The organism is Streptomyces sp. NPDC054757, assembly GCF_053612185.1.
On record NZ_JBSHBW010000033.1, the window covers coordinates 1 to 20,055 of the forward strand.

18 protein-coding genes are annotated in these 20,055 nt (G+C 70.3%); 11 read left to right on the top strand and 7 right to left on the bottom strand.

What is annotated here, in order from left to right; genetic code table 11:
• Nucleotides 1-56: 56 nt before the first annotated feature.
• Entirely contained in the window at nt 57-1,085 is a 1,029-nt protein-coding gene (locus ACWGKJ_RS29310; RefSeq protein ID WP_453315861.1) for a LacI family DNA-binding transcriptional regulator, read from the bottom strand.
• Between the two features lie 137 nt (nt 1,086-1,222).
• On the opposite strand from ACWGKJ_RS29310, the gene ACWGKJ_RS29315 reads away from it, so the two are divergent.
• On the top strand, nt 1,223-2,182 hold the full coding sequence (locus tag ACWGKJ_RS29315) for an ROK family protein (RefSeq protein ID WP_453315862.1): 960 nt from the start codon (nt 1,223-1,225) through the stop codon (nt 2,180-2,182).
• Between the two features lie 7 nt (nt 2,183-2,189).
• Here the strand turns inward: ACWGKJ_RS29315 and ACWGKJ_RS29320 are convergent, their stop codons facing one another.
• On the bottom strand, nt 2,190-4,220 hold the full coding sequence (locus ACWGKJ_RS29320) for an NPCBM/NEW2 domain-containing protein (protein ID WP_385028101.1): 2,031 nt from the start codon (nt 4,218-4,220) through the stop codon (nt 2,190-2,192).
• A 267-nt stretch (nt 4,221-4,487) separates the two neighbouring features.
• Between ACWGKJ_RS29320 and ACWGKJ_RS29325 the strand changes: the two genes are divergently transcribed.
• The 5 genes from ACWGKJ_RS29325 to ACWGKJ_RS29345 all read left to right on the top strand — a co-directional run bounded on the left by ACWGKJ_RS29325 (nt 4,488) and on the right by ACWGKJ_RS29345 (nt 10,540).
• Nucleotides 4,488-5,780 (top strand): ABC transporter substrate-binding protein, encoded by a 1,293-nt coding sequence (locus ACWGKJ_RS29325; protein ID WP_385028206.1) that lies wholly within the window; start codon nt 4,488-4,490, stop codon nt 5,778-5,780.
• Nucleotides 5,781-5,802: 22 nt separating this feature from the next.
• The gene (locus ACWGKJ_RS29330; RefSeq protein ID WP_385028104.1) at nt 5,803-6,717 is read left to right on the top strand and encodes a carbohydrate ABC transporter permease; all 915 of its coding nucleotides are present in this window, start codon (nt 5,803-5,805) and stop codon (nt 6,715-6,717) included.
• On the top strand, nt 6,714-7,631 hold the full coding sequence (locus tag ACWGKJ_RS29335) for a carbohydrate ABC transporter permease (protein WP_385028107.1): 918 nt from the start codon (nt 6,714-6,716) through the stop codon (nt 7,629-7,631). The genes ACWGKJ_RS29330 and ACWGKJ_RS29335 overlap by 4 nt, the downstream gene beginning before the upstream one ends.
• 185 nt (nt 7,632-7,816) lie before the next feature.
• Nucleotides 7,817-9,307, top strand: a complete 1,491-nt coding sequence (locus ACWGKJ_RS29340) for an FG-GAP and VCBS repeat-containing protein (RefSeq protein ID WP_453315863.1) — start codon at nt 7,817-7,819, stop codon at nt 9,305-9,307.
• 195 nt (nt 9,308-9,502) lie between these two features.
• A complete protein-coding gene (locus ACWGKJ_RS29345) occupies nt 9,503-10,540 on the top strand; it encodes an NUDIX hydrolase (RefSeq protein WP_385028113.1) in 1,038 nt (345 codons plus the stop codon).
• A gap of 62 nt (nt 10,541-10,602) precedes the next feature.
• Here the strand turns inward: ACWGKJ_RS29345 and ACWGKJ_RS29350 are convergent, their stop codons facing one another.
• Nucleotides 10,603-11,970: a dipeptidase gene (locus ACWGKJ_RS29350; RefSeq protein ID WP_385028116.1), complete on the bottom strand. Its 1,368-nt coding sequence runs from the start codon at nt 11,968-11,970 to the stop codon at nt 10,603-10,605.
• A 166-nt stretch (nt 11,971-12,136) separates the two neighbouring features.
• Here ACWGKJ_RS29350 and ACWGKJ_RS29355 point away from each other — a divergent pair, with 166 nt between their 5' ends.
• Entirely contained in the window at nt 12,137-13,453 is a 1,317-nt protein-coding gene (locus ACWGKJ_RS29355) for a geranylgeranyl reductase family protein (RefSeq protein WP_385028119.1), read from the top strand.
• 183 nt (nt 13,454-13,636) lie between these two features.
• Here the strand turns inward: ACWGKJ_RS29355 and ACWGKJ_RS29360 are convergent, their stop codons facing one another.
• The 3 genes from ACWGKJ_RS29360 to ACWGKJ_RS29370 all read right to left on the bottom strand — a co-directional run bounded on the left by ACWGKJ_RS29360 (nt 13,637) and on the right by ACWGKJ_RS29370 (nt 15,323).
• A complete protein-coding gene (locus ACWGKJ_RS29360) occupies nt 13,637-14,494 on the bottom strand; it encodes an aldo/keto reductase (RefSeq protein ID WP_385028122.1) in 858 nt (285 codons plus the stop codon).
• A complete protein-coding gene (locus tag ACWGKJ_RS29365; protein ID WP_385028125.1) occupies nt 14,491-14,925 on the bottom strand; it encodes a cupin domain-containing protein in 435 nt (144 codons plus the stop codon). Before ACWGKJ_RS29365 ends, ACWGKJ_RS29360 begins: the two co-directional genes overlap by 4 nt.
• Before the next feature lie 77 nt (nt 14,926-15,002).
• Nucleotides 15,003-15,323 carry a carboxymuconolactone decarboxylase family protein gene (locus ACWGKJ_RS29370; protein WP_385028128.1) on the bottom strand — a complete coding sequence of 107 codons (321 nt, stop codon included), beginning with the start codon at nt 15,321-15,323 and terminating at the stop codon, nt 15,003-15,005.
• A 225-nt stretch (nt 15,324-15,548) separates the two neighbouring features.
• Here ACWGKJ_RS29370 and ACWGKJ_RS29375 point away from each other — a divergent pair, with 225 nt between their 5' ends.
• Nucleotides 15,549-16,436, top strand: coding sequence for a helix-turn-helix transcriptional regulator (locus tag ACWGKJ_RS29375; protein ID WP_385028131.1), 888 nt, complete (start codon nt 15,549-15,551; stop codon nt 16,434-16,436).
• Nucleotides 16,437-16,628: 192 nt separating this feature from the next.
• On the opposite strand, the gene ACWGKJ_RS29380 is transcribed toward ACWGKJ_RS29375, so the two are convergent.
• Nucleotides 16,629-17,078 carry a nitroreductase family deazaflavin-dependent oxidoreductase gene (locus tag ACWGKJ_RS29380; protein ID WP_385028134.1) on the bottom strand — a complete coding sequence of 150 codons (450 nt, stop codon included), beginning with the start codon at nt 17,076-17,078 and terminating at the stop codon, nt 16,629-16,631.
• A 129-nt stretch (nt 17,079-17,207) separates the two neighbouring features.
• On the opposite strand from ACWGKJ_RS29380, the gene ACWGKJ_RS29385 reads away from it, so the two are divergent.
• The 3 genes from ACWGKJ_RS29385 to ACWGKJ_RS29395 all read left to right on the top strand — a co-directional run bounded on the left by ACWGKJ_RS29385 (nt 17,208) and on the right by ACWGKJ_RS29395 (nt 20,055).
• Entirely contained in the window at nt 17,208-17,903 is a 696-nt protein-coding gene (locus ACWGKJ_RS29385; protein ID WP_385028137.1) for a TetR/AcrR family transcriptional regulator, read from the top strand.
• 203 nt (nt 17,904-18,106) lie between these two features.
• Nucleotides 18,107-19,393: a sensor histidine kinase gene (locus ACWGKJ_RS29390; RefSeq protein WP_385028140.1), complete on the top strand. Its 1,287-nt coding sequence runs from the start codon at nt 18,107-18,109 to the stop codon at nt 19,391-19,393.
• A complete protein-coding gene (locus ACWGKJ_RS29395) occupies nt 19,390-20,055 on the top strand; it encodes a response regulator (protein ID WP_385028143.1) in 666 nt (221 codons plus the stop codon). Before ACWGKJ_RS29390 ends, ACWGKJ_RS29395 begins: the two co-directional genes overlap by 4 nt.

The following is a 20,055-nucleotide window of genomic DNA, read 5'->3' on the forward strand; positions in this document are numbered from 1 at the left end:
CCCGCCGGTTCTCCCGGCGGGGGCGGCGCTGTCGGTGATGCCGCGGAGCGGGGCTGTCACGCGGGCGGGACCTCGCCCGAGCCGCGTGCGATGAGCCGGGTCGGCAGCACCTTCTGCGCGGGCGCGTCGCTCGCGCCGTCCAGTCTGCGGAAGAGCGTCTCGGCCGCCGTGCGCCCCAGCGCCGCCGAGTCCTGGGCGATCACCGTGATCCCGAGCAGGTCCGCCAGCTCGATGTCGTCGAACCCGACGAGGGCCACCTGCCGCTCGCGCTCGGCCAGGACCCGCACCGCGGTCACCGTCACCCGGTTGTTGCCCGCGAAGATCGCGGTGACCGGCGACGGCCCGTCCAGCAGCGTCTCGACCGCGGTACGCACCCGGTCGGCCTCCGTGACACCGAGCGACACCCAGGCGTCGTCCACGTCGAGCCCGCCATCCGCCATGGCCGCGTGGTAGCCCCGCAGCCGCTCGGTGGCCGTGTGGATGCGCGGCTGGTCACCGATGAAGCCGATCCTGCGGTGGCCCCCCGCGATCAGATGGGCGACACCGTCGCGCGCGCCGCCGAAGTTGTCCGAGAACACCATGTCCGCGTCGATCCTCCCGGCGGGACGGTCCACGAAGACGGTGGCCACCCCGGCGGCGATCTCCGGCTCCAGATAGCGGTGGTCGTCCCCGGCCGGGATCACGATCAGCCCGTCCACCCGGCGGGCGCAGAGCGCGAGGACCAGCTCCTGCTCCCGCTCCGGGTCCTCGGCGCTCGATCCGTTGATGAGCAGGGCGCCGTGGGCGCGGGCCACCTCCTCCACCGCGCGGTTCAGCGGCCCGTAGAACGGGTCGGCGAGGTCCTCCAGGACCAGCCCGATGCTCGCGGTGCGCCCCTTGCGCAGCACGCGCGCGCTGTCGTTGCGGCGGAACCCGAGTGCCTCGATCGCCTCCTGGACCCGGCGCTCGGTGTCGGGTGTGACGCCCGCCTCGCCGTTCACCACCCGCGAAACGGTCTTGAGGCCGACTCCGGCGCGCGCGGCGACGTCCTTCATCGTCGGCCGGTTGCCGTAGCGGGGCTCGGAGTGGCTGGCGGTCCGGTCCACGGTGCGCTGTCCTGTCGTCGGCTGGGGTGCGGTGGGAGATGCGTGTCGAGCATAGGGCCTGGACAACGTTGTCAGGTGAATGGAGACTGACGTCTTGCACTCCTCATCACCCCTTGCCACCTGGAGATCCGACAGCAATGCACAACCACCTCGTAGCCGCGCTCGACATCGGCGGCACAAAGATCGCCGGCGCGCTGGTGGACGGCACGGGGCAGATTCTCGTACGCACGCAGGCGCCGACCCCCGCCAAGGAGGACGGCGACACCGTGTTCGGTGCCGTCGGTGACGTGCTCGACGGGCTCGCCGCCGACCCCCGCTGGGGGCGCGTGACCGCCGTCGGGATCGGCAGCGCCGGGCCGGTGGACGCGTCCGCGGGCACCGTCAGCCCGGTCAATGTGCCCGGCTGGCGCGACTACCCGCTCGTCGACCGGGTGCGCGAAGCGGTGGGCGGTCTGCCCGTCACGCTCGTCGGGGACGGCGTCGCGATGACCGCGGCCGAGCACTGGCAGGGCGCGGCCCGCGGCTATGACAACGCGCTGTGCATGGTCGTCTCCACCGGTGTGGGCGGCGGTCTGGTCCTGGGCGGCACCCTGCGCGCCGGCCCCAGCGGCAACGCCGGGCACATCGGCCACATCAGCGTCGATCTGGACGGCGACGCCTGCCCGTGCGGTTCGCGCGGCTGTGTGGAGCGCATCGCGAGCGGCCCGAACATCGCCCGCCGGGCGCTGGCCGGCGGCTGGCGGCCGGGCCCCGACGGTGACACGACCGCGGCGGCGGTCGCCGCGTCGGCGCGCGCGGGCGACCCCACCGCTGTCGCGTCCTTCGAGCGCGCCGCCCAGGCGCTCGCCGCCGGGATCGCCGCCACCGCGACCCTGGTCGAGATCGACATCGCGGTGATCGGCGGGGGAGTGGCGGGCGCGGGCGATGTGCTGTTCGACCCGCTGCGCCGCGCCCTGCGGGAGTACGCCACGCTCTCCTTCGTACAGCAGCTGAAGGTGGCGCCCGCGCTCATGGGCAACGACGCCGGGCTGGTCGGCGCGGCCGCCGCCGCCTCGCTCGGCGAACCGGACGGGGCGGCGGCGGCCGTCGGCGGCTGAGCCGGGGTCAGCAGCTGAGCCGCGCCGCGGCCCAGTCGGCGTGGTCGGAGTCGTTCCCGTCCCCGCCGTCGGTCACCACCAGACGTACGGTCCGTGCGCCGCTCACATCGGCCGAGAGCGGTTGCGCCGGCATGTCGTTGGTGAGGACGCCGGTCGATGCGGCCTTCCTGCCGTCGGCCCAGATCTCGAAGGTGACCGTGCCCTTCGCCCCCTTCTCGTCGTCGACCCCCACCTGGGCGCTCACCCGGGAACAGGCGCCGCCCGTGTAGTACTCGACGGCGCTCGGCGCGTGCACCCCGAGCCCCTTGGCGTACACGGTCCCGCCGACCGTGATCGGGTTGCCGTCGCCGGCCCGGTCCTCACCGTTGCTGGTGTCCTTCTCCACCGGGCCCCAGCCGTTGGCGGACGACATCTCCGGCAGATCGCTGAGATAGGAGTCCCCGGCGGGCGGTGCCACGACGACATGCACCGGGACGGACTGCCGGGACTTCACGGGTTCACCGGCGGGTGAGCGGTACTCCGAGGCCAGCTGCAGCTCGTAGGCGCCCGTAGGCGTCCCCGCGGGGGCGGTGACCCGCCAGGAGGTACGCAACGACCTCCCGGCCGCCAGGACGGGCGCCGAGGCCCCGGAGAGGGCCCGTACCCGCCAGCCGGCCGGCCCGGTGAGCGAGGCGCTCACCCGGAGCGCCGGGAGACGGCCCAGGTCGGTGACGGTGGTGGTCACCGCGGTGGCCTTGCCCGCCTCGGCGGTCAGCGGTCCGCTGATGCCGGTGTCGACGGCGGGCGGGTACGCGGTCCACCTGCGGTCGGCGGCGACCCGCAGCAGCACCGTGCCGTGCGCCGGCACGGTGGCGGCGAGGGTCCCCGCGGTGCTGTACGTCCGGTGCTGCCACAGGTCCCGCTCGGTGTAGGCGGCGGCCTTCGGGAGCCCGGAGGCGGTGGCCGTGGTGGAGATGCGCTGCGGGCTGTCCGTCTCGTTGAAGAGCGCCACGGCGCGGCTGCCGTCCTTCATCTCCTTGCTGACCACCCAGCGCCCGCCGTCGGACGAGAGCACGGTGCCCTGCCGGCCGAGCGGGTCCTGGTCGACGGCGATGACCTCCTTGTTGGTCACGATGCCGTAGGTCTCGTCCGACGCCTTGCGCAGATCGGTGCCGATCAGCAGCGGCGCCGCCATGACCGACCACATCGAGAAGTGCGTGCGGTACTCGGTGTCCGTCATCCCGCCGTTGCCGACCTCCAGCATGTCCGGGTCGTTCCAGTGCCCCGGGCCCGCGGCCGCGGCGAGCGGCAGGTTCTGCTTGATGATGGAGAGCATCGAGGCCCAGCTGTCGCTGATGTCACCGGTCGTACGCCAGAGGTTCCCGAGATCACCGGCCCACTCCCAGGGCTTGTTGGAGCCCCACTCGCAGATGCTGTAGACGATGGGGCGGCCGGTGGCGGCGAGGGCGTCGCGCATGGCCGTGTAGCGCTGCACGGCGTCCACGCCCTGGTTGTTGCAGTTGTCGTACTTGAGGTAGTCGACGCCCCAGTCGGCGAACTGCCGCGCGTCGCTGACCTCGTGGCCCAGGGCTCCGGGCAGCCCGGTGCTGTCGCAGGTCCTGGTGCCCGCGCTCGTGTAGATGCCGAGCTTGAGCCCCTTGGAGTGGACGTAGTCGGCGACGGCCTTGATGCCGTGGGGGAAGCGCACCGGATCCGGCACCAGCTTCCCCTCGTCGTTCCGCTGGGGGAGCGCCCAGCAGTCGTCGAGGTTCACGTACTGGTACCCGGCGGCCTTGAGTCCCTTGCTCACGAAGAGGTCGGCGATGCCCTCGACCATCGCCTCGTTGAAGTCCGCGCGGCAGTGGGTGGAGTTCCAGTTGTTGAAACCCATCGGAGGTGTGAGCGCCAGGCCGTTGTCGGCCTTCGGTGTCACGGCTCGCGGTGCGGTTCCCGCCGCGGCGGGTGTGGCGAGTCCGCCGGCGCAGAGCACCGCGGTGACCAGTGCTCCGAGGATTCTTCGACGCTTGGGACGGGAGTGACTGAGGTGAAGGTGACGCATCGTTACGTGCCTCCGTACGGGACCGTGATCGGATGACTTCATGTACGCGTCATAGCGAGCGTTTACGGTAGGGCTTGTTTGAGTCTGTTGGAAGAGGCGCGGTAACGGTTGTTCGCTATCTCGCTAAAACCCTTGACTGGCACGTCACTTGGGAGTGAGATCCAATCCTCGCGTTCGGTTGTGTTGAGTTTCACCCTGGAGGAGGGGGACATGGCGCAGTCTTCGTACAACGGTTCTGTCGTGCCCGGAAGTGTGGCTGGACATCGGATGTCCCGGCGGAATCTTCTGCGTGGCGCGGCCGTCGGCGCAGGCGCTGTGGCGCTGCCCTCGCTCCTGACCGCCTGCAGCAGCGGGCCGGGCGGCGACTCCAAGACCATCAAACTGGGATCGAACTCCTCGGACGCGGTACCGGAGAAGGCCTTCGCGCATGCCTTCGCCGCCTATGAGAAGCAGTCCAAGGAAGGCCGGAAGATCAAGGTCAACACCGTTGACCACAACAGCTTCCAGGAGAACATCAACCGCTATCTGCAGAGCAATCCCGACGAAGTCTTCATGTGGTTCGCGGGAAACCGGATGCAGTACTTCGCCAAGAAGGGCCTGCTGTACGACATCAGCGACCTCTGGCAGGAGTACAAGGGCTTCACGCCCGCGCTGAAGGCACAGTCGACGGGGGCGGACGGAAAGCAGTACTTCACGCCCTATTACTACTATCCGTGGGCGGTCTTCCACCGGCGGAGCCTTTTCACCAAGTACGGCTACCAGGCCCCGAAGACGCTCGACGAGTACCTCGCACTCGCCAAGCAGATGAAGAAGGACAAGCTCGTCCCCATCGGTTTCTGCGACAAGGACGGGTGGCCCGCGATGGGCACCTTCGACTACATCAATATGCGCACCAACGGCTATGACTTCCACAAGTCCCTGATGGCGGGTGAGGAGGCGTGGACCGACAAGCGGGTCAAGGACGTCTTCGACACCTGGCGGCGCCTGCTCCCGTACTGCCAGCCCGGCGCCAACGGCCGTACCTGGCAGGAGACAGGGCAGAGCCTCCAGAAGCGCGAGATCGGGATGGTGGTCCTCGGGATGCCCCACCCCGGCCAGCAGTTCCCCGCCGCCGAGCGCTCCGACATCGACTTCTTCGCTTTCCCCGAGATCAACCCGGAGCACGGCCAGGACGCCGTCGAGGCGCCCATCGACGGCTTCCTGCTGGCGAAGAAGTCCAAGGAACTCAAGAACAAGAAGTCCATGGAGAGCGCCAAGGACCTGCTCAGGTGGCTGGCCACGCCGAAGGCCGAGGACATCTACCTGGCCGGCGACCCCAACAACATCGCGGTCAACAGCGGGGCCGACCTGTCGAAGTACACCGCGCTGCAGAAGAAGTCCGCCGAGCTGATATCCGGGGCGAAGCAGATCTCGCAGTTCATGGACCGTGACACCCGCCCGGACTTCGCGTCGACGGTGATGATCCCGGCCATCCAGAAGTTCATCTCCACCCCGAACGATGTCGACGGACTCTGCAACGACATCGAGCGGCAGAAGAAGACCATCTTCGCTTCCGAGTGAACAGCCCCCTGGAGTACAGACCGTGGCGCTCAACACCGCGCGGCGCTCCGCACGACGAGGCCGCCGCCGCTTCACGCGGCGCGACCTCGTCGTTCTCGGGCTGCTGCTGGGCATACCCGTCCTGCTCGACATCGCCATCGTATGGGGGCCGACGCTCGCGTCCGTCGTGCTCTCCTTCACCAGCTGGGACGGCGTCGGACCCCTCAAGTGGGTGGGGACGCAGAACTACACCAACCTCTTCACCAACTACCCGCCCTTCTGGCCCGCCGTCCGGCACAACCTGCTGTGGCTGGGCTTCCTCGGTCTCGTCGCGGTGCCGTTCGGGCTGCTGCTCGCCGTACTGATCGACCGGGGTGTGCGCTTCAGCCGCTTCTACCAGTCGACGCTCTACATGCCGGTGGTGCTCTCGCTCGCGGTCGTCGGCTTCATCGCCCAGCTGATCTTCTCCCGCGACCAGGGCGTGCTCAACGCCGTCATCGGCAACACCGGAAACCCCACCGACTGGCTGGGCGACCCGAAGCTCAACATCTGGATGATCCTGCTTGCCGCCGCCTGGCGGCACACCGGATACGTGATGATCCTCTATCTGGCCGGGCTGAAGGCCGTGGACCCCTCGCTCAAGGAGGCGGCGGCCATCGACGGCGCGAGCGAGGCACAGACCTTTTTCCGGGTCGTCCTCCCGACCCTGCGGCCGGTCAACGTCATCGTCGGTGTCATCACCGTCATCGAGTCGCTGCGCGCCTTCGACATCGTCTACGCGGTCAACCACGGCCGCAACGGCCTGGAAGTGCTCTCGGTGCTCGTCACCGACAACATCATCGGCGAGGCCAGCAGGATCGGCTTCGGCTCGGCCATCGCCGTGGTGCTGCTGGCCGTCTCCATGGGCTTCGTCGTGACGTATCTGGTGCAGGAGATCCGAGGAGAGAAGTCCCGATGACCGTCGACACCGCTCCGCCGCCCACCGCGGTCCCGGCAGCGCCGCCCGCCGCCCGCCGGCGGGGGACGCGCCCCGGCCGGATCGGGCTGCACGTCTTCCTGGCGGGCGTATCGGTCGCCTTCCTCGCGCCCCTGCTCCTCGCGGTCTACGCCTCGCTCAGGCCGTACGACGAGACCTCCAAGTACGGGTACTTCTCCCTGCCGCGCCATCTCTCCTTCGACTACTACCGACAGGCGTTCAGCGACTCGGGGATGACGAAGTACTTCGTCAACACCCTGATCATCGCCGTGCCCGGGGTCGTCGTCACGCTCTTCCTCGCCTCGTTCGTCGCCTTCGCGGTGTCCAGGATCAGGCTGCGCGGGGGCACCGTCCTGCTCATGCTCTTCACAGCGGGCAACCTGCTGCCGCAGCAGGTGATCGTCACCCCGCTGTACGTCGTCTTCAACCGGATCCCGCTGCCGTACTGGATGTCCGACTCGATGACGATGTTCGACTCGTACTGGGCGGTCGTCCTGGTCCAGATCGGGTTCCAGATCGGCTTCTGCGTCTTCGTCCTCGCGAACTTCATGCGGACCCTGCCGCAGGAGATCCTGGAGGCGGCGATCGTCGACGGCGCGGGGGTGTGGACCCAGTTCTGGCGGATCACGCTGCCGCTCTGCCGCCCCGCCATCGCGGCGCTGTGCACCCTTGAGTTCACCTGGATGTACAACGACTTCCTGTGGGCGCTGGTCTTCATGTCGGACGGGGACAAACTGCCGATCACCTCGGCGCTGAACAACCTCAGGGGACAGTTCTTCACGGACTACAACCTGCTGGCGGCCGGTTCGGTGATCGTGGCCCTGCCCACCCTCGTGGTCTTCCTGCTGCTGCAGCGGCACTTCATCGCCGGACTGACACTCGGTTCCACCAAGTGAGCCCGCGGTAGCGGACGTTACGGGGAGGGCGAGGCGCCCGGTGTGCTCCCCGACGTCGGGGCAGGGTCAAGCGGTCCCCTGCGGACCGGAATGCTCCGGCAAAGTAAAAGTATTGGCGGGTGCAACCATCCCGGGCTCTGGTGTGTCAGGGGAGGTGAACCACTTTCCAAATGATCGGAGTTCGTGTGCAATCCCGAGCCCTGGGCGCAGGTGTGGCCATCGCTGTGGCAGTGGTGTCCGCCGCTGTCGCGGTGCCCGCAGCCCAAGCCACGCCCCCGTCGTCCATAGGATCCACGCACGCCGCACCGGCTGCCGGTACCGCCAAGAAGGCCGACTTCAACGGCGACGGGTACGCCGACACCGCCTTCACCGCACCGTCGGCCACGGTCGACGGCAAGAAGGGCGCCGGATACGTCGGGGTGATGTACGGCTCCAAGTCCGGTGTGAACAAGGCCTCCAAGCAGGTCGTCAACCAGAACTCCGCGGGTGTTCCCGACTCGGCCGAGTCGGGCGACGCCTTCGGCAGCGCCATCGCCTCCGCCGACCTCGACGGCGACGGCTACACGGACCTCGTCGTGGGTGCGTCGAAGGAGGACGCGGGCGTCGGAAAGCTCGGCACCCTCACCGTGCTCTGGGGGAGCGCCACCGGCCTCTCGGGCGGTGCGGTGCTCGCCAAGGGCGACACCGACACCGGGGGCATCGGCGACAGGCTGGCGGTCGGCGACTTCAACGGCGACGGCGGCCAGGACGTGGTGACCGTCGCGGGCAACCAGCACCTGCGGGTGTTCTCCGGCCCGTTCAAGCGGGACGGATCGGCCAAGAGCACCTCCGTCGTCCGCGACACCGAGGACATCCGGTACCTCGACATCGCGGCAGGCGACATCACCGGTGACGGCGTCACCGACCTGGTCGGCACCATTCACGACGGTGACGAGTACGACGCCCGCCGGGTGCGCTTCCTGCCGGGTACGGCGAACGGCCTCGGCGCGCCGAAGACCGTCGAGGACGCCAAGGGCGAGCGGGTCCAGGGCGGTGAGTCCGTCACCACGGGCGACGTGAACCACGACGGCTACGCCGACATCGTTGTCGGTCGTCCGATCGAGGGTTACGACAGCGACCTGAACCTGCCGCTCGCCAAGGGCGGCATGATCATGTACATCCCGGGCGGCGCATCCGGACCCCAGGGCACCAAGGCCAAGGCCTTCAGCCAGGACAGCCCGGGAGTCCCCGGAGCCTCCGAGGAGTACGACAAGTTCGGCGCGGCGGTCTCCGTCGGCGACACCAACGGCGACGGTTACGGCGACATCGCCGTCGGCCTCCCCGGTGAGGCCCTCGGCACCAAGGCGAAGGCCGGACAGGTGATCGTCCTGCCCGGCAGCGCGACCGGCCCCACCGGCACCGGCTCCAAGGCGTACAACCAGGACACCCCGGACGTCGAGGGCGCCGCGGAGCCCAATGACGCCTTCGGCGCGGCGACATCGCTGGTGGACGCCAACGGCGACGGCCGCTCCGAGCTCGTGGTCGGCTCGCCCGGCGAGAACGACGACGCCGGATCCGTCTGGGTCCTGCCGGGCAGCGCCGCGGGCACGACAGGCACCGGTTCGATCACCTTCGGCGCGGGCACCCTCGGGACCGACCCGGCGAACGCCCTGCTGGGATCGTCCTTCAACCGCTGACCCGCGGGCGGCACAGGCCGCCGGCACGGAGATGCCCGGGGCCCGCCCTGGGCATCTCTGCTGTCCGCCCCCGCCCGGGACCAGGGCCCCGGCGGGGGCCGTACGGCGAATCGCCGGGCCGATGCACCATGCCGCCCAACCGGGTTTCCGTGGCAGGGTGTTGCGGAATGACCCTAGGCCGGAAGAGGGGGAACTGTGATCGTCTGGATCAACGGTGCGTTCGGTTCGGGCAAGACGAGCACTGCGCGGGAACTGATCGATCTGATCCCGAACAGCACCTTCTACGACCCCGAGGTGCTCGGCGGGGCACTGCGTCTGCTGCTGCCGCAGAAGAGGCTGGACGAGGTCAGCGACTACCAGGACCTGCCGGTCTGGCGGCGCATGGTGGTCGACACGGCGGCCGCGCTCCTCGCCGATGTCGGCGGGGTGCTCGTGGTGCCGATGACCCTGCTGAACCAGGAGTACCGGGATGAGATATTCGGGGGGCTGGCCTCCCGCCGGATCCCGGTCTGTCATGTGCTCCTGGCAACGGAGGAAACGATCCTGCGCGAACGGATCGGCCGACGCGAGGAACTGCCGGGCGACCCGGAAGGCAGCGAACGCGTCCGGCAGTGGGCCTACGACCACATCGAGCCGTACCGGACGGCGCTCGGCTGGCTCACCGCCGACGCCCACACCGTCGACACCACCGCGCTGTCACCGGCCGGGACCGCCGAGCAGGTCGCCGCCGCGCTGCGCTCCGGGACCGCCACGGCCTGCGAGATCGTCCAAACCCCGGAACCGGCATCCGAGACGCTCGCCGCGGGTGTCCTCCTCTTCGACGAGCAGGACAGGGTGCTGCTCGTCGACCCGACGTACAAGCCGGGCTGGGAGTTCCCCGGCGGGGTGGTCGAGAACGGTGAGGCCCCGGCGCAGGCGGGCATCCGCGAGGTGGCCGAGGAGATAGGGATACACCTCACCCGGGTACCGAGCCTCCTGGTGGTCGACTGGGAACCGCCGAGGCCCCCCGGCTACGGCGGTCTGCGGCTCCTCTTCGACGGCGGCCGGCTCGACAGCACGGAGGCCGGGCAGCTGCTGCTGCCCGGCTCCGAACTGCGCGGCTGGCGCTTCGTCAGCGAACAGGAGGCGGCGCATCTGCTGCCTCCCCACCGCTACCAGCGGCTGCGCTGGGCGCTGCGCGCACGGGAGCGCTCAGCCGTGCTCAATCTGGAGGCCGGGGTGCCGGTGGGCTGATGCGCGCAGAGGCACGCCTGCTGCGCGCGCTGTGCCTTCTGCTCCTGCTGTGCCTGATACGCCTACTGCGTCTGCTGTGAACGCGCGTAGTTGACGAGGAAGTGCGCCTCGGCGACGGAGAGCCGCTCCAGCTCTTCCGGGGAGACGCTCTCGTTGACGGCGTGGATCTGCGCCTCCGGCTCGCTCAGCCCGATCAGCAGGATCTCGGCCTGCGGGTAGAGCGTGGCCAGTGTGTTGCAGAGCGGGATCGAGCCGCCCATGCCCGCCGACTGCATCTCCTCGCCCGGGTACGCCACCCGCATCGCCTCGGCCATCGAGGTGTACGCGGGACTGCTGGTGTCGGCGCGGAACGGCTGGCCCTGGCCGACCTGCTCCACCGTGAGCCGCGCACCCCACGGGGTGTGCGCCTTCAGATGCGCGGTCAGCAGCTCCGTCGCCTCGGCCGCGTCGGAGCCCGGCGGCACCCGCAGGCTGACCTGGGCCCGCGCGCTCGCCTGCACCGACGGCGTCGAGCCCACCACGGCCGGGCAGTCGATGCCGATGACGGTGACGGCGGGGCGCGCCCAGACCCGGTCCGCCACCGTGCCGCCGCCGATCAGCTCCACACCGTCGAGCACCTTCGCGTCCTGGCGGAACTCGTCCTCCGGGTACTGGAGTCCGTCCCACTCGGCGTCCGCCGCGAGACCGTCGACCGTCGTCGAGCCGTCATCGGCGCGCAGCGAGTCCAGCAGCCGGATCAGCGCGGCGAGCGCGTCGGGGGCCGCGCCGCCGAACTGGCCGGAGTGCAGATTGCCTTCGAGGGTGTCCAGCTGGACCCGGAGCATCGTCATCCCGCGCAGTGTGGCGGTGACGGTCGGCAGGCCGACGCGGAAGTTGCCCGTGTCGCCGATGACGACGGCGTCGGCCGTGAGCAGTTCGGGGTGCGCCTCGGCGTACCGTTCGAGACCACCGGTGCCCTGCTCCTCGGAGCCCTCGGCGATCACCTTCACCGAGACCGGGACGCCGCCGTTCGCCTTGAGGGCGCGCAGCGCGAGCAGGTGCATGATGAACCCGCCCTTGCAGTCGGCCGCCCCGCGCCCGTACCACCGGCCATTCCGCTCGGTCAGCTCGAACGGCGGGGAGAGCCAGGCGTCCTCGCCGAGCGGCGGCTGGACGTCGTAGTGCGCGTACAGCAGCACGGTGGGCGCGCCCTCGGGGCCGGGCAGGAGACCGTAGACGGACTGGGAGCCGTCGGGGGTGTCGAGGAGCGCGACGTCCTGGAAGCCCTCGGTACGCAGCGCCCCGGCGACCCACTCCGCCGCGCCCTCGCACTCGCTCCGGGGGAAGACCGCGGGGTCCGCGACCGACTGGAAGGCCACCAGCTCGGTCAGCTCCGCCCGCGCGCGGGGCATCAGCGAGGCGACGGTCTCGGCAATCGGATTCGCGGTCATGGGCACGCTCCTCGTGGGTGCGACGTTGAAGTACGTGTGCGTGTGTGCACACATGCGTTCGTTTGCGGGCTGACCGATCCTCCCACAGCGGGAGCGGCCGGCAGCGCGCCGTAGTATGCCGTCGACAAGCACGGGCCACTGGTCGGATCAGGAGCAGCAACACATCGTGAGCAGCGAGAACGCAGACGCGAGCACGGAGCACGACCGGCCGGTATGGGATGTGGTGGTGGTCGGCGCGGGTCCGGCGGGGGCCTCGGCGGCCTATGCCGCGGCGGTGGCCGGGCGGAGGGTTCTCCTCCTGGAGAAGGCCGAGTTGCCGCGCTACAAGACCTGCGGCGGAGGCATCATCGGCCCGTCGCGCGACTCCCTGCCGCCGGGATTCGAACTGCCGCTGCGCGACCGGGTGTACGCGGTGACGTTCTCGATGAACGGCAGGATGACCCGCACCCGGAAGTCCAAGCAGATGCTCTTCGGGCTCATCAACCGCCCCGAGTTCGACCAGGGGCTGGTCGAGGAGGCGCAGAAGGCGGGCGCCGAGGTCCGCACCGGGGTCGCGGTCTTCCGCGTGGAGCAGCACGGATCCGCGGTGCCCGACCGGCGCACGGTCGCGGTCGTCCTGGCCGACGGCGAGACGGTGCTGGCACGTGCGGTCGTCGGCGCCGACGGCAGCGCCGGCCGGATAGGGGCCCATGTCGGGGTGAAGATGGACCAGGTGGACCTCGGCCTTGAGGCCGAGATCCCGGTCCCGCCGACGGTCGCCGAGGACTGGTCAGGACGCGTACTCATCGACTGGGGTCCCATCCCGGGGAGTTACGCCTGGGTGTTCCCCAAGGGCGACACCCTCACGGTCGGCGTGATCTCGGCGCGCGGTGAGGGCGCGGCCACCAAGCGGTATCTGGAGGACTTCATCGCCCGGCAGGGGCTGGCCGGTTTCGAGCCGTCGGTCTCCTCCGGCCATCTCACCCGGTGCCGCAGCGAGGACTCACCGCTGTCCCGCGGCCGGGTGCTGGTGTGCGGGGACGCGGCCGGGCTGCTGGAGCCGTGGACACGTGAGGGCATCTCGTTCGCGCTGCGCTCGGGCAGGCTCGCGGGGGAGTGGGCGGTCCGGGTCGCCGAGGCGCACGACGCGGTGGACGCCCGCCGTCAGGCGCTGAACTACGCTTTCGCCATCAAGGCCGGTCTCGGTGTGGAGATGGCGGTCGGGCGCCGGATGCTCAAGGTGTTCGAGCGCCGTCCGATGGTGCTGCACGCGGCGATCACCGGATTCCGCCCGGCCTGGAAGGCGTTCGCCGGGATCACCCGCGGTTCGACGTCGCTGGGCGAGCTGGTGCGTACGCATCCGCTGGCGCAGCGGGCACTCGGGGTGCTGGACCGCAAGGAAGCCGGCCGGTCGGCGGGGCGGGCGCCGGACGCGGACCCGCAGGACGAGGCGGCCGAGGACAGCGGCGAGGAAGCGGGCCGGAAGGCCAGCCCTGTCGACTAGGCGACTGCTGGCCGACCGGGCCGGGTACCGAGTGTGGATCTCGGGCCGTCCGGTGTGCGCGCGAGTGACTGATCCGGGTCAGGTCCGCGGGGCCGCGCGCGGGGTGGTGGCGCGGGCTGCTCGGCGGTCACGGGTTCGACGTAGCCGGTGCAGCGGCCGTACTCGGCGCGGTAGCGTCCGGCGTCACTTGCCGCTGTAGACGGGGAAGGCGCTGTGCTCGCCGTAGTCCACGTCGCGCAGGTCTCGCAGGATGTCCATGTCGGCGCCGGAGATCTCGAAGTCGACCTCGGCGTTGGAGCGCATGTGCTCGGGGTTGGCCGTCTTGGGCAGCGACACCGTGCCCAGTTGCAGGGTGTAGCGGATGCACAGCTGGGGGACGGACACGCCGTACCTCTCCGCCATCGCCTGGATCTCGGCGTTCTTCAGGATCGTGCCGTGGGCGATCGGCGAGTACGCCTCGACGAGGATCTGCTTGCTCTCGCAGTAGGCCAGCAGGTCGGAGGGGGTGTTGCCCGCGTGCACGAGCAGCTGGTTCACGTGCGGGACGACGCTCGCACCCTGCAGGATGTTCTCCAGGTCGTGCTGCTGGAAGTTGGAGACGCCGATCGACCGGATCTTGCCGACCCGGTGGGCGTCCTCCAGGGCACGCCATGCCTCGCGGTTGCCCTGGGCGTAGTCGCCGCCGCGGAAGTCGTCCCACGGCTGCGGGCTGTGAATCAGCATCAGGTCGACGCTCTCCAGTCCCAGCTTCTCCAGAGAGCCGTCGACCGCGGCGAGCGCCTGGTCGTAGTCCTTGATCTCCGCGGCGAGCTTGGTCGAGACGAACAGCTCCTCGCGAGGCACCCCCGAGGTGCGCACACCTTCGCCCACCCCGTGCTCGTTGCCGTACGCCTGCGCGGTGTCGATGTTGCGGTAGCCGATCTGAACGGCCGCGCGGACCGCGTCGGCCGCCCGGTCATCGTCGATGAACCAGGTGCCGAGTCCCAGCCTCGGAATCTCGGCGCCGCCTGCCAGCGTGTAGGTCTCTTCCAGGACGGTCATGTGCTCGCTCCGTTCTTCGGCAGCTGCCCGTACGCCTCGTCGGTGACGGGTTCGAGCCATTCGTTGCTGACGCCTTCACCCGGGGTGATGAAGGCGACGTGGGAGAACCACGAGTCGGCCTTCGCGCCGTGCCAGTGCTTCGTGCCCGCCGGGACACGGACCACCGCTCCCGGCTCCATGCTGACCGGACCCTCACCCTCCGCCTGGTACCAGCCGCTGCCTGCCGTGCACAGCAAGATCTGCTCCCCGCCGCCGCCCGTGCCGTGATGGATGTGCCAGTTGTTCCGGCAGCCGGGCTCGAAGGAGACGTTGCTGACGGGCACGCTCCCCGAGGCGAGCGGAGCCAGGTAGCTCTGGCCTATGAAGTACTGCGCGAAGGCGTCGTTCTTCTCCCCGAGGGGGAACATCTGATCAAATCCGTTGAAAGCCATCTCGTTCCTTTCCGTTGATTCGGCACGCACGCCCCGCTGACCATGCGGGGCACCGCCTGCGCTACGCACGCCCCTGGTCAGGCGGAACGCTCGTCGGCGATCTTCTTCAGCAGGGTGATCGCGGTCATGCCGTTGGGCCACCCGGCGTAGAAAGCCAGGTGTGTGATCGCCTCGGACAGCTCCTCCACGGTCAGCCCGTGGTCCAGGGCCACGCCCAGGTGGTACGGCAGCTGCTCGCTGCGGTACAGGGCGGCCAGCACGCTGACGGTGACCAGGCTGCGGTCCCGCGGCGACAAGCCGGGCCGCTCCCACACGTCTGCGAACAGCACCTCGTTGGTGATCTCGACCAGCTTCGGCGCGATACCGGCCAGTTCCTGCGGTGCGGACTGCTTCGCCATGGACGACTCCCTGTGGTGATCCGAACATAGGGATGCGGTACTTCCTACCGTCGGCCCTGCCGGGCCCGGCGGCACCCGCAGACGGGTTCCCACCACCTGCGGGCTCGGACCTCATCCGCTGCCACCAACGAGGAAACAGCAGCTCACAGCCGTGCGGAAGGCACTGCTGATACGTGTACTGACAGAACCCCCCAGCTCTGCCCCACCGCGCTTAGCCTGGCAAATATGGACACCACCCACGAGATCCGCGAGTTTCTCGCCACCCGCCGCGCCAAGATCACTCCGCAGCAGGCCGGCCTGCCGGCCATCGCGGGCGGCAACCGCCGGGTGCCCGGACTACGCCGCGAAGAGGTCGCCCTGCTGGCCGGCGTCAGCATCGACTACTACGCCCGCCTGGAACGCGGCCAGCTCGCCGGCGCCTCCGAAGAAGTCCTCGACGCCGTCTGCCGGGCCCTGCAGCTCGACGAAGCCGAACGCGCCCACCTGCACGATCTGGCCGCCGCCCAGCGCCACCGCGGACCACGCCGCGCCGCCCGCAAGCCCGGAACGTCCGTCCCGGCCAGCCTCACCCGCGTCCTGGACTCCATGACCGATGCTCCGGCCTTCATCCGCAACGGACGCCTCGACATCCTGGCTGTGAACCCGCTCGGGCGCGCCCTCTACGCCCCCCTGTTCACCGGCCGAACCCGTCCGGTCAACATCGCACGCTTCCAGTTCCTCGACCCCACCAGCCGCGACTTCTTCCCCGACTGGAACGCCTCCGTCAACACCACCGTCGCCCTCCTGCGCACCGAAGCCGGCCGGGCCCCGGGCAATACCGAGCTGACCGGACTGATCGGCGAACTCGTCACCCGCAGCGAAGAGTTCCGCACCGCCTGGGCCAAGCACAACGTGCGCCTCCACCACACCGGCCGCAAGTCCTTCCGCCACCCGGCCATTGGCAGGATCACCCTCGACTTCGACGCCATGGAACTGCCCGCACACCCCGGCCTCACCCTGACCGCCTACAGCGTCGAGCCCGGCACACCCGACCACGACGCACTGCGCCTGCTCGCCTCCTGGACCGCCACCGACCACGAACAAACCCACAACGAAGACCCCGCCCGCTCCTGACCTGCCCCGGGAAGCACCACGGCTCGGGACAGAGGGCAGACGCTCAGCCCATCCCCTCCGACGCAGCCGGCGACGGACGCCCATCGGCCCAGTCGGACAGCAGCCGTACCCGCCGCGCCGACTCGCTGCCTGGAACCGGCGTCAGGACCGACAGCAGGCCCGCGCCGGATGCCCGCCCTCCAGACGCGGATCTCACTGCGACGCGGTGATGCGGAAGACCGGGTGGTCCGGGGCGATCCGGCTGAGTTCCGCCGCGGGCGAGTCGGGGCCGACCCCGTCGAAGAAGGCGCCGACCTCCATCTTCCAGCGCTTCAGATAGGCGCGGAGGATCTCCGGCTTCTCCTCGTCCGGGACCTCGACCGCGTGGAAGGGCTGTGATCTGCGGCCGAGCAGCAGCTCGCCGCCGCCTGCCGCGCGCATGTTGCGGGTCCACTGGACGTGGCCGCGCGCGGCGACCAGATACTCCCCGCTGTCCAGCGTCAGCGGGTTGACCGGGGTGCGACGCCACTGGCCGCTCTTCCGTCCGCGCACCGCGAGAATGCGCGATCCCCAGACGCTGACCCCGCGTCTGGTCAGCCAGGCGACCGTCCTGTTGAGCACCTTGACCGTGAACCAGCCGGGCTGTCTGACGTACGTGGTCATCGGGTTCTCCCTCAGCGAAGTGTGAGCACTGCTCTCGTTCGTGAGCAGTGTGCCTCTGGTTGCCGATCCAAAGCAAGAGCACTGCTCTCATTGTTGGTCAGTGATCTGGAATCTGGCAGACTGGCCGCCATGAGTGCTGTCCGAGGAGCCAGAGAACGAGCCCGCACCGAGATCACCACGGCCATCAAGGACGAGGCGCGCAGACAGCTCGCCGACCAGGGCGCAGCGAAACTCTCCCTGCGCGCGGTCGCCCGCGAACTGGGCATGGTCTCCTCCGCTCTCTACCGGTACTTCCCGAGCCGTGATGACCTCCTCACCGCTCTGATCATCGACGCCTACGACGCGGCCGGCGACACGGCGGAGGCGGCACTCGCCGGAGCCGGCCAGGTCTCCGCCCGTGTCCGCTGGGTCACCGTCTGCGCGGCGGTACGCGGCTGGGCCCTCACCCACCCGCACGAGTGCGCCCTGATCTACGGCTCCCCGGTTCCCGGATACACCGCGCCCAGCGACACCATCGGCCCCGCGTCCAGGGTCGCCCTCGTCCTGATCTCCATCGCGGCCGAGGCATACCGCGGCGACGGCCTCGCGCTCCCGCCGGTGCCCCCCGCGCTGCGGCCCGAGGCCGAGCGCCTCGCGGCGGAGATCGCCCCGGACCTCCCACCCGCCGCGGCCCTCGCACTCACCGCGGCCTGGGCGCAGCTCTTCGGGCTGATCCTCTTCGAGGTCTTCGGCCAGTTCAACCGGGTGGTGACGGACCATGATGCCTTCTTCGATCAGGCAGCCGAGAACCTCGCCGACTCCGTCGGTCTACTCCGCAGGGAGTAGACGTGACCGCCACGCCGGGCTGACGTCCGGGGCACCTCCGCCGGTCTAGCGTTGCTTCCATGGACGAGCCGGGCACCGACGAGCGACGCGGACCCCTGAGGGGCGGACCGTCGTGGCCTCACGGCAGGTCCGGCCGCGACCGTCCGGCACGGAGGCGCGGCGGGCGTGGCGGACGGTCCCGTGCCGGACGTGACGGACGAGGCATGGGCCGCCGGGAGTGGCAGCGGGGCGGCCCGGGTGGCCGATGGCAGCCGCCGTGGGAAGGGGCGCCCGCGGACCGGCTGCCCTGGCGCTCCACGCTGCTCCTCACCGTGATCGTCCTGGTGGGGACGAGCATCGCCGCCCACGGGCAGGCCGGCTACCGTGCCCCGCTCGACGTCTGGGCCCGGCTGCTCCTCGTGGCAGGACAGGCGTTCCTGCTGCTCCGCCTCAAGTACCCGGTCGTCACCGCCTTCGCCACCGCGGCCTGCGCGATGGTCTATCTGGGCGCCGGATATCCGTACGGACCGGTCTTCCTCACCGTCGCCGTCGGCTGCTTCGGCGCCATCGTCGCGGGTCACCGTTACGCCGCCTGGTCCGCGGTCGCCATGCTGTGGGCCGGACACCTCCTGGCCGCCCACTGGCTCTACCGCCGGCTGCCGCCCGCGGGTGACCACGCCGCCCCCTGGGGGCAGGAACTGGCGGTCGCCGCCTGGGTGGTGGCGATCCTCGCCGCTTCCGAGCTGGCCCGGGTGCGCCGTGAGCGCTGGGCCCGCGAACGTGCCGAACGCCGGGCCGCCGAGAAGCGCCGCGCCGACGAGGAACGGCTGCGCATCGCCCGTGAACTCCATGACGTACTGGCCCACAGCATCTCGGTCATCAATGTGCAGTCCGGAGTCGGGCTCGCCCTCCTGGACTCCGACCCCGAGCAGGCGCGTACCGCCCTGACCACCATCAAGGCCGCGAGCAAGGAGGCGCTGGGGGAGGTGCGACAGGTGCTGGACACCCTGCGGGCACCCGGCGCGGCCCCGAGGGCGCCGGCCCCGGGACTCGACCGGCTCGGCGAGCTGGTGGAGCAGGCGTCCGCCGCCGGCCTCACGGTGGACACCGTGACCGAGGGCGTACGGAAGGAGCTCCCGCCCGGCGCCGATCTCGCCGCCTTCCGCATCGTCCAGGAGGCGTTGACCAATGTGGTGCGCCATTCCGGGTCCCGCACCGCCCGTGTCACTCTCGACTACGGCTCGGACCGGCTGGTCCTGCGGATCGAGGACGAAGGGCCCGCCACCCACGACGAGGCGGGCGGCAGCGGCAACGGCCTGGTGGGCATGCGGGAGCGGGCGGCCGCGCTGGGTGGCACCGTCGACGCGGGGCCGCGCCCCGGCGGCGGGTTCCGGGTCGAGGCCGCCATCCCGCTCAACGGCGGTGCCGCCGCGCCAGGTTCAGGACCGGCCGCCGCTACGGACGCGGCTCCCCGCGCCGCTCCGCCCTCCGTACCGAAGGAGTCACCGTGATCCGTGTCCTGCTCGCCGACGACCAGTCCCTGGTCAGAGCGGGATTCCGGGCGCTGCTCGACGCCCAGCCGGACATCGAGGTGGCCGGGGAGGCCGCCGATGGCGCCGAGGGACTGGCGCTCGTACGCGAACTACGGCCGGACGTCGTGCTGATGGACATCCGGATGCCGCTGCTCGACGGTCTGGCCGCCACCCGGAAGATCACCGCGGACCCGGAGCTGGCGGAGGTCAAGGTGGTCATGCTCACCACCTTCGAACTGGACGAGTACGTCTTCGAGGCGATCCGCTCCGGGGCCTCCGGTTTCCTGGTCAAGGACACCGAGCCGGAGGAACTGCTCCGCGCGGTAAGGGCGGTGGTCGACGGCGACGCCCTGCTCTCGCCGGGAGTGACGCGCCGCCTCATCGCCGAGTTCGCCGCCCGCTCCAAGGAGCCGGCCGCGGCCGTCGGCCTCGGCCGGCTCACCGAACGTGAGCGTGAGGTGATGGCCCTGGCCGGCATCGGCCTCTCCAACGACGAGATCGCCCGCCGTCTCGTCGTCAGCCCGCTCACCGCGAAGACCCATGTGAGCCGCGCCATGGTGAAGCTCGGCGCCCGCGACCGTGCCCAACTGGTCGTGCTTGCCTATGAGTCGGGCCTGGTACGCCCCGGCTGGCTGGGCTGA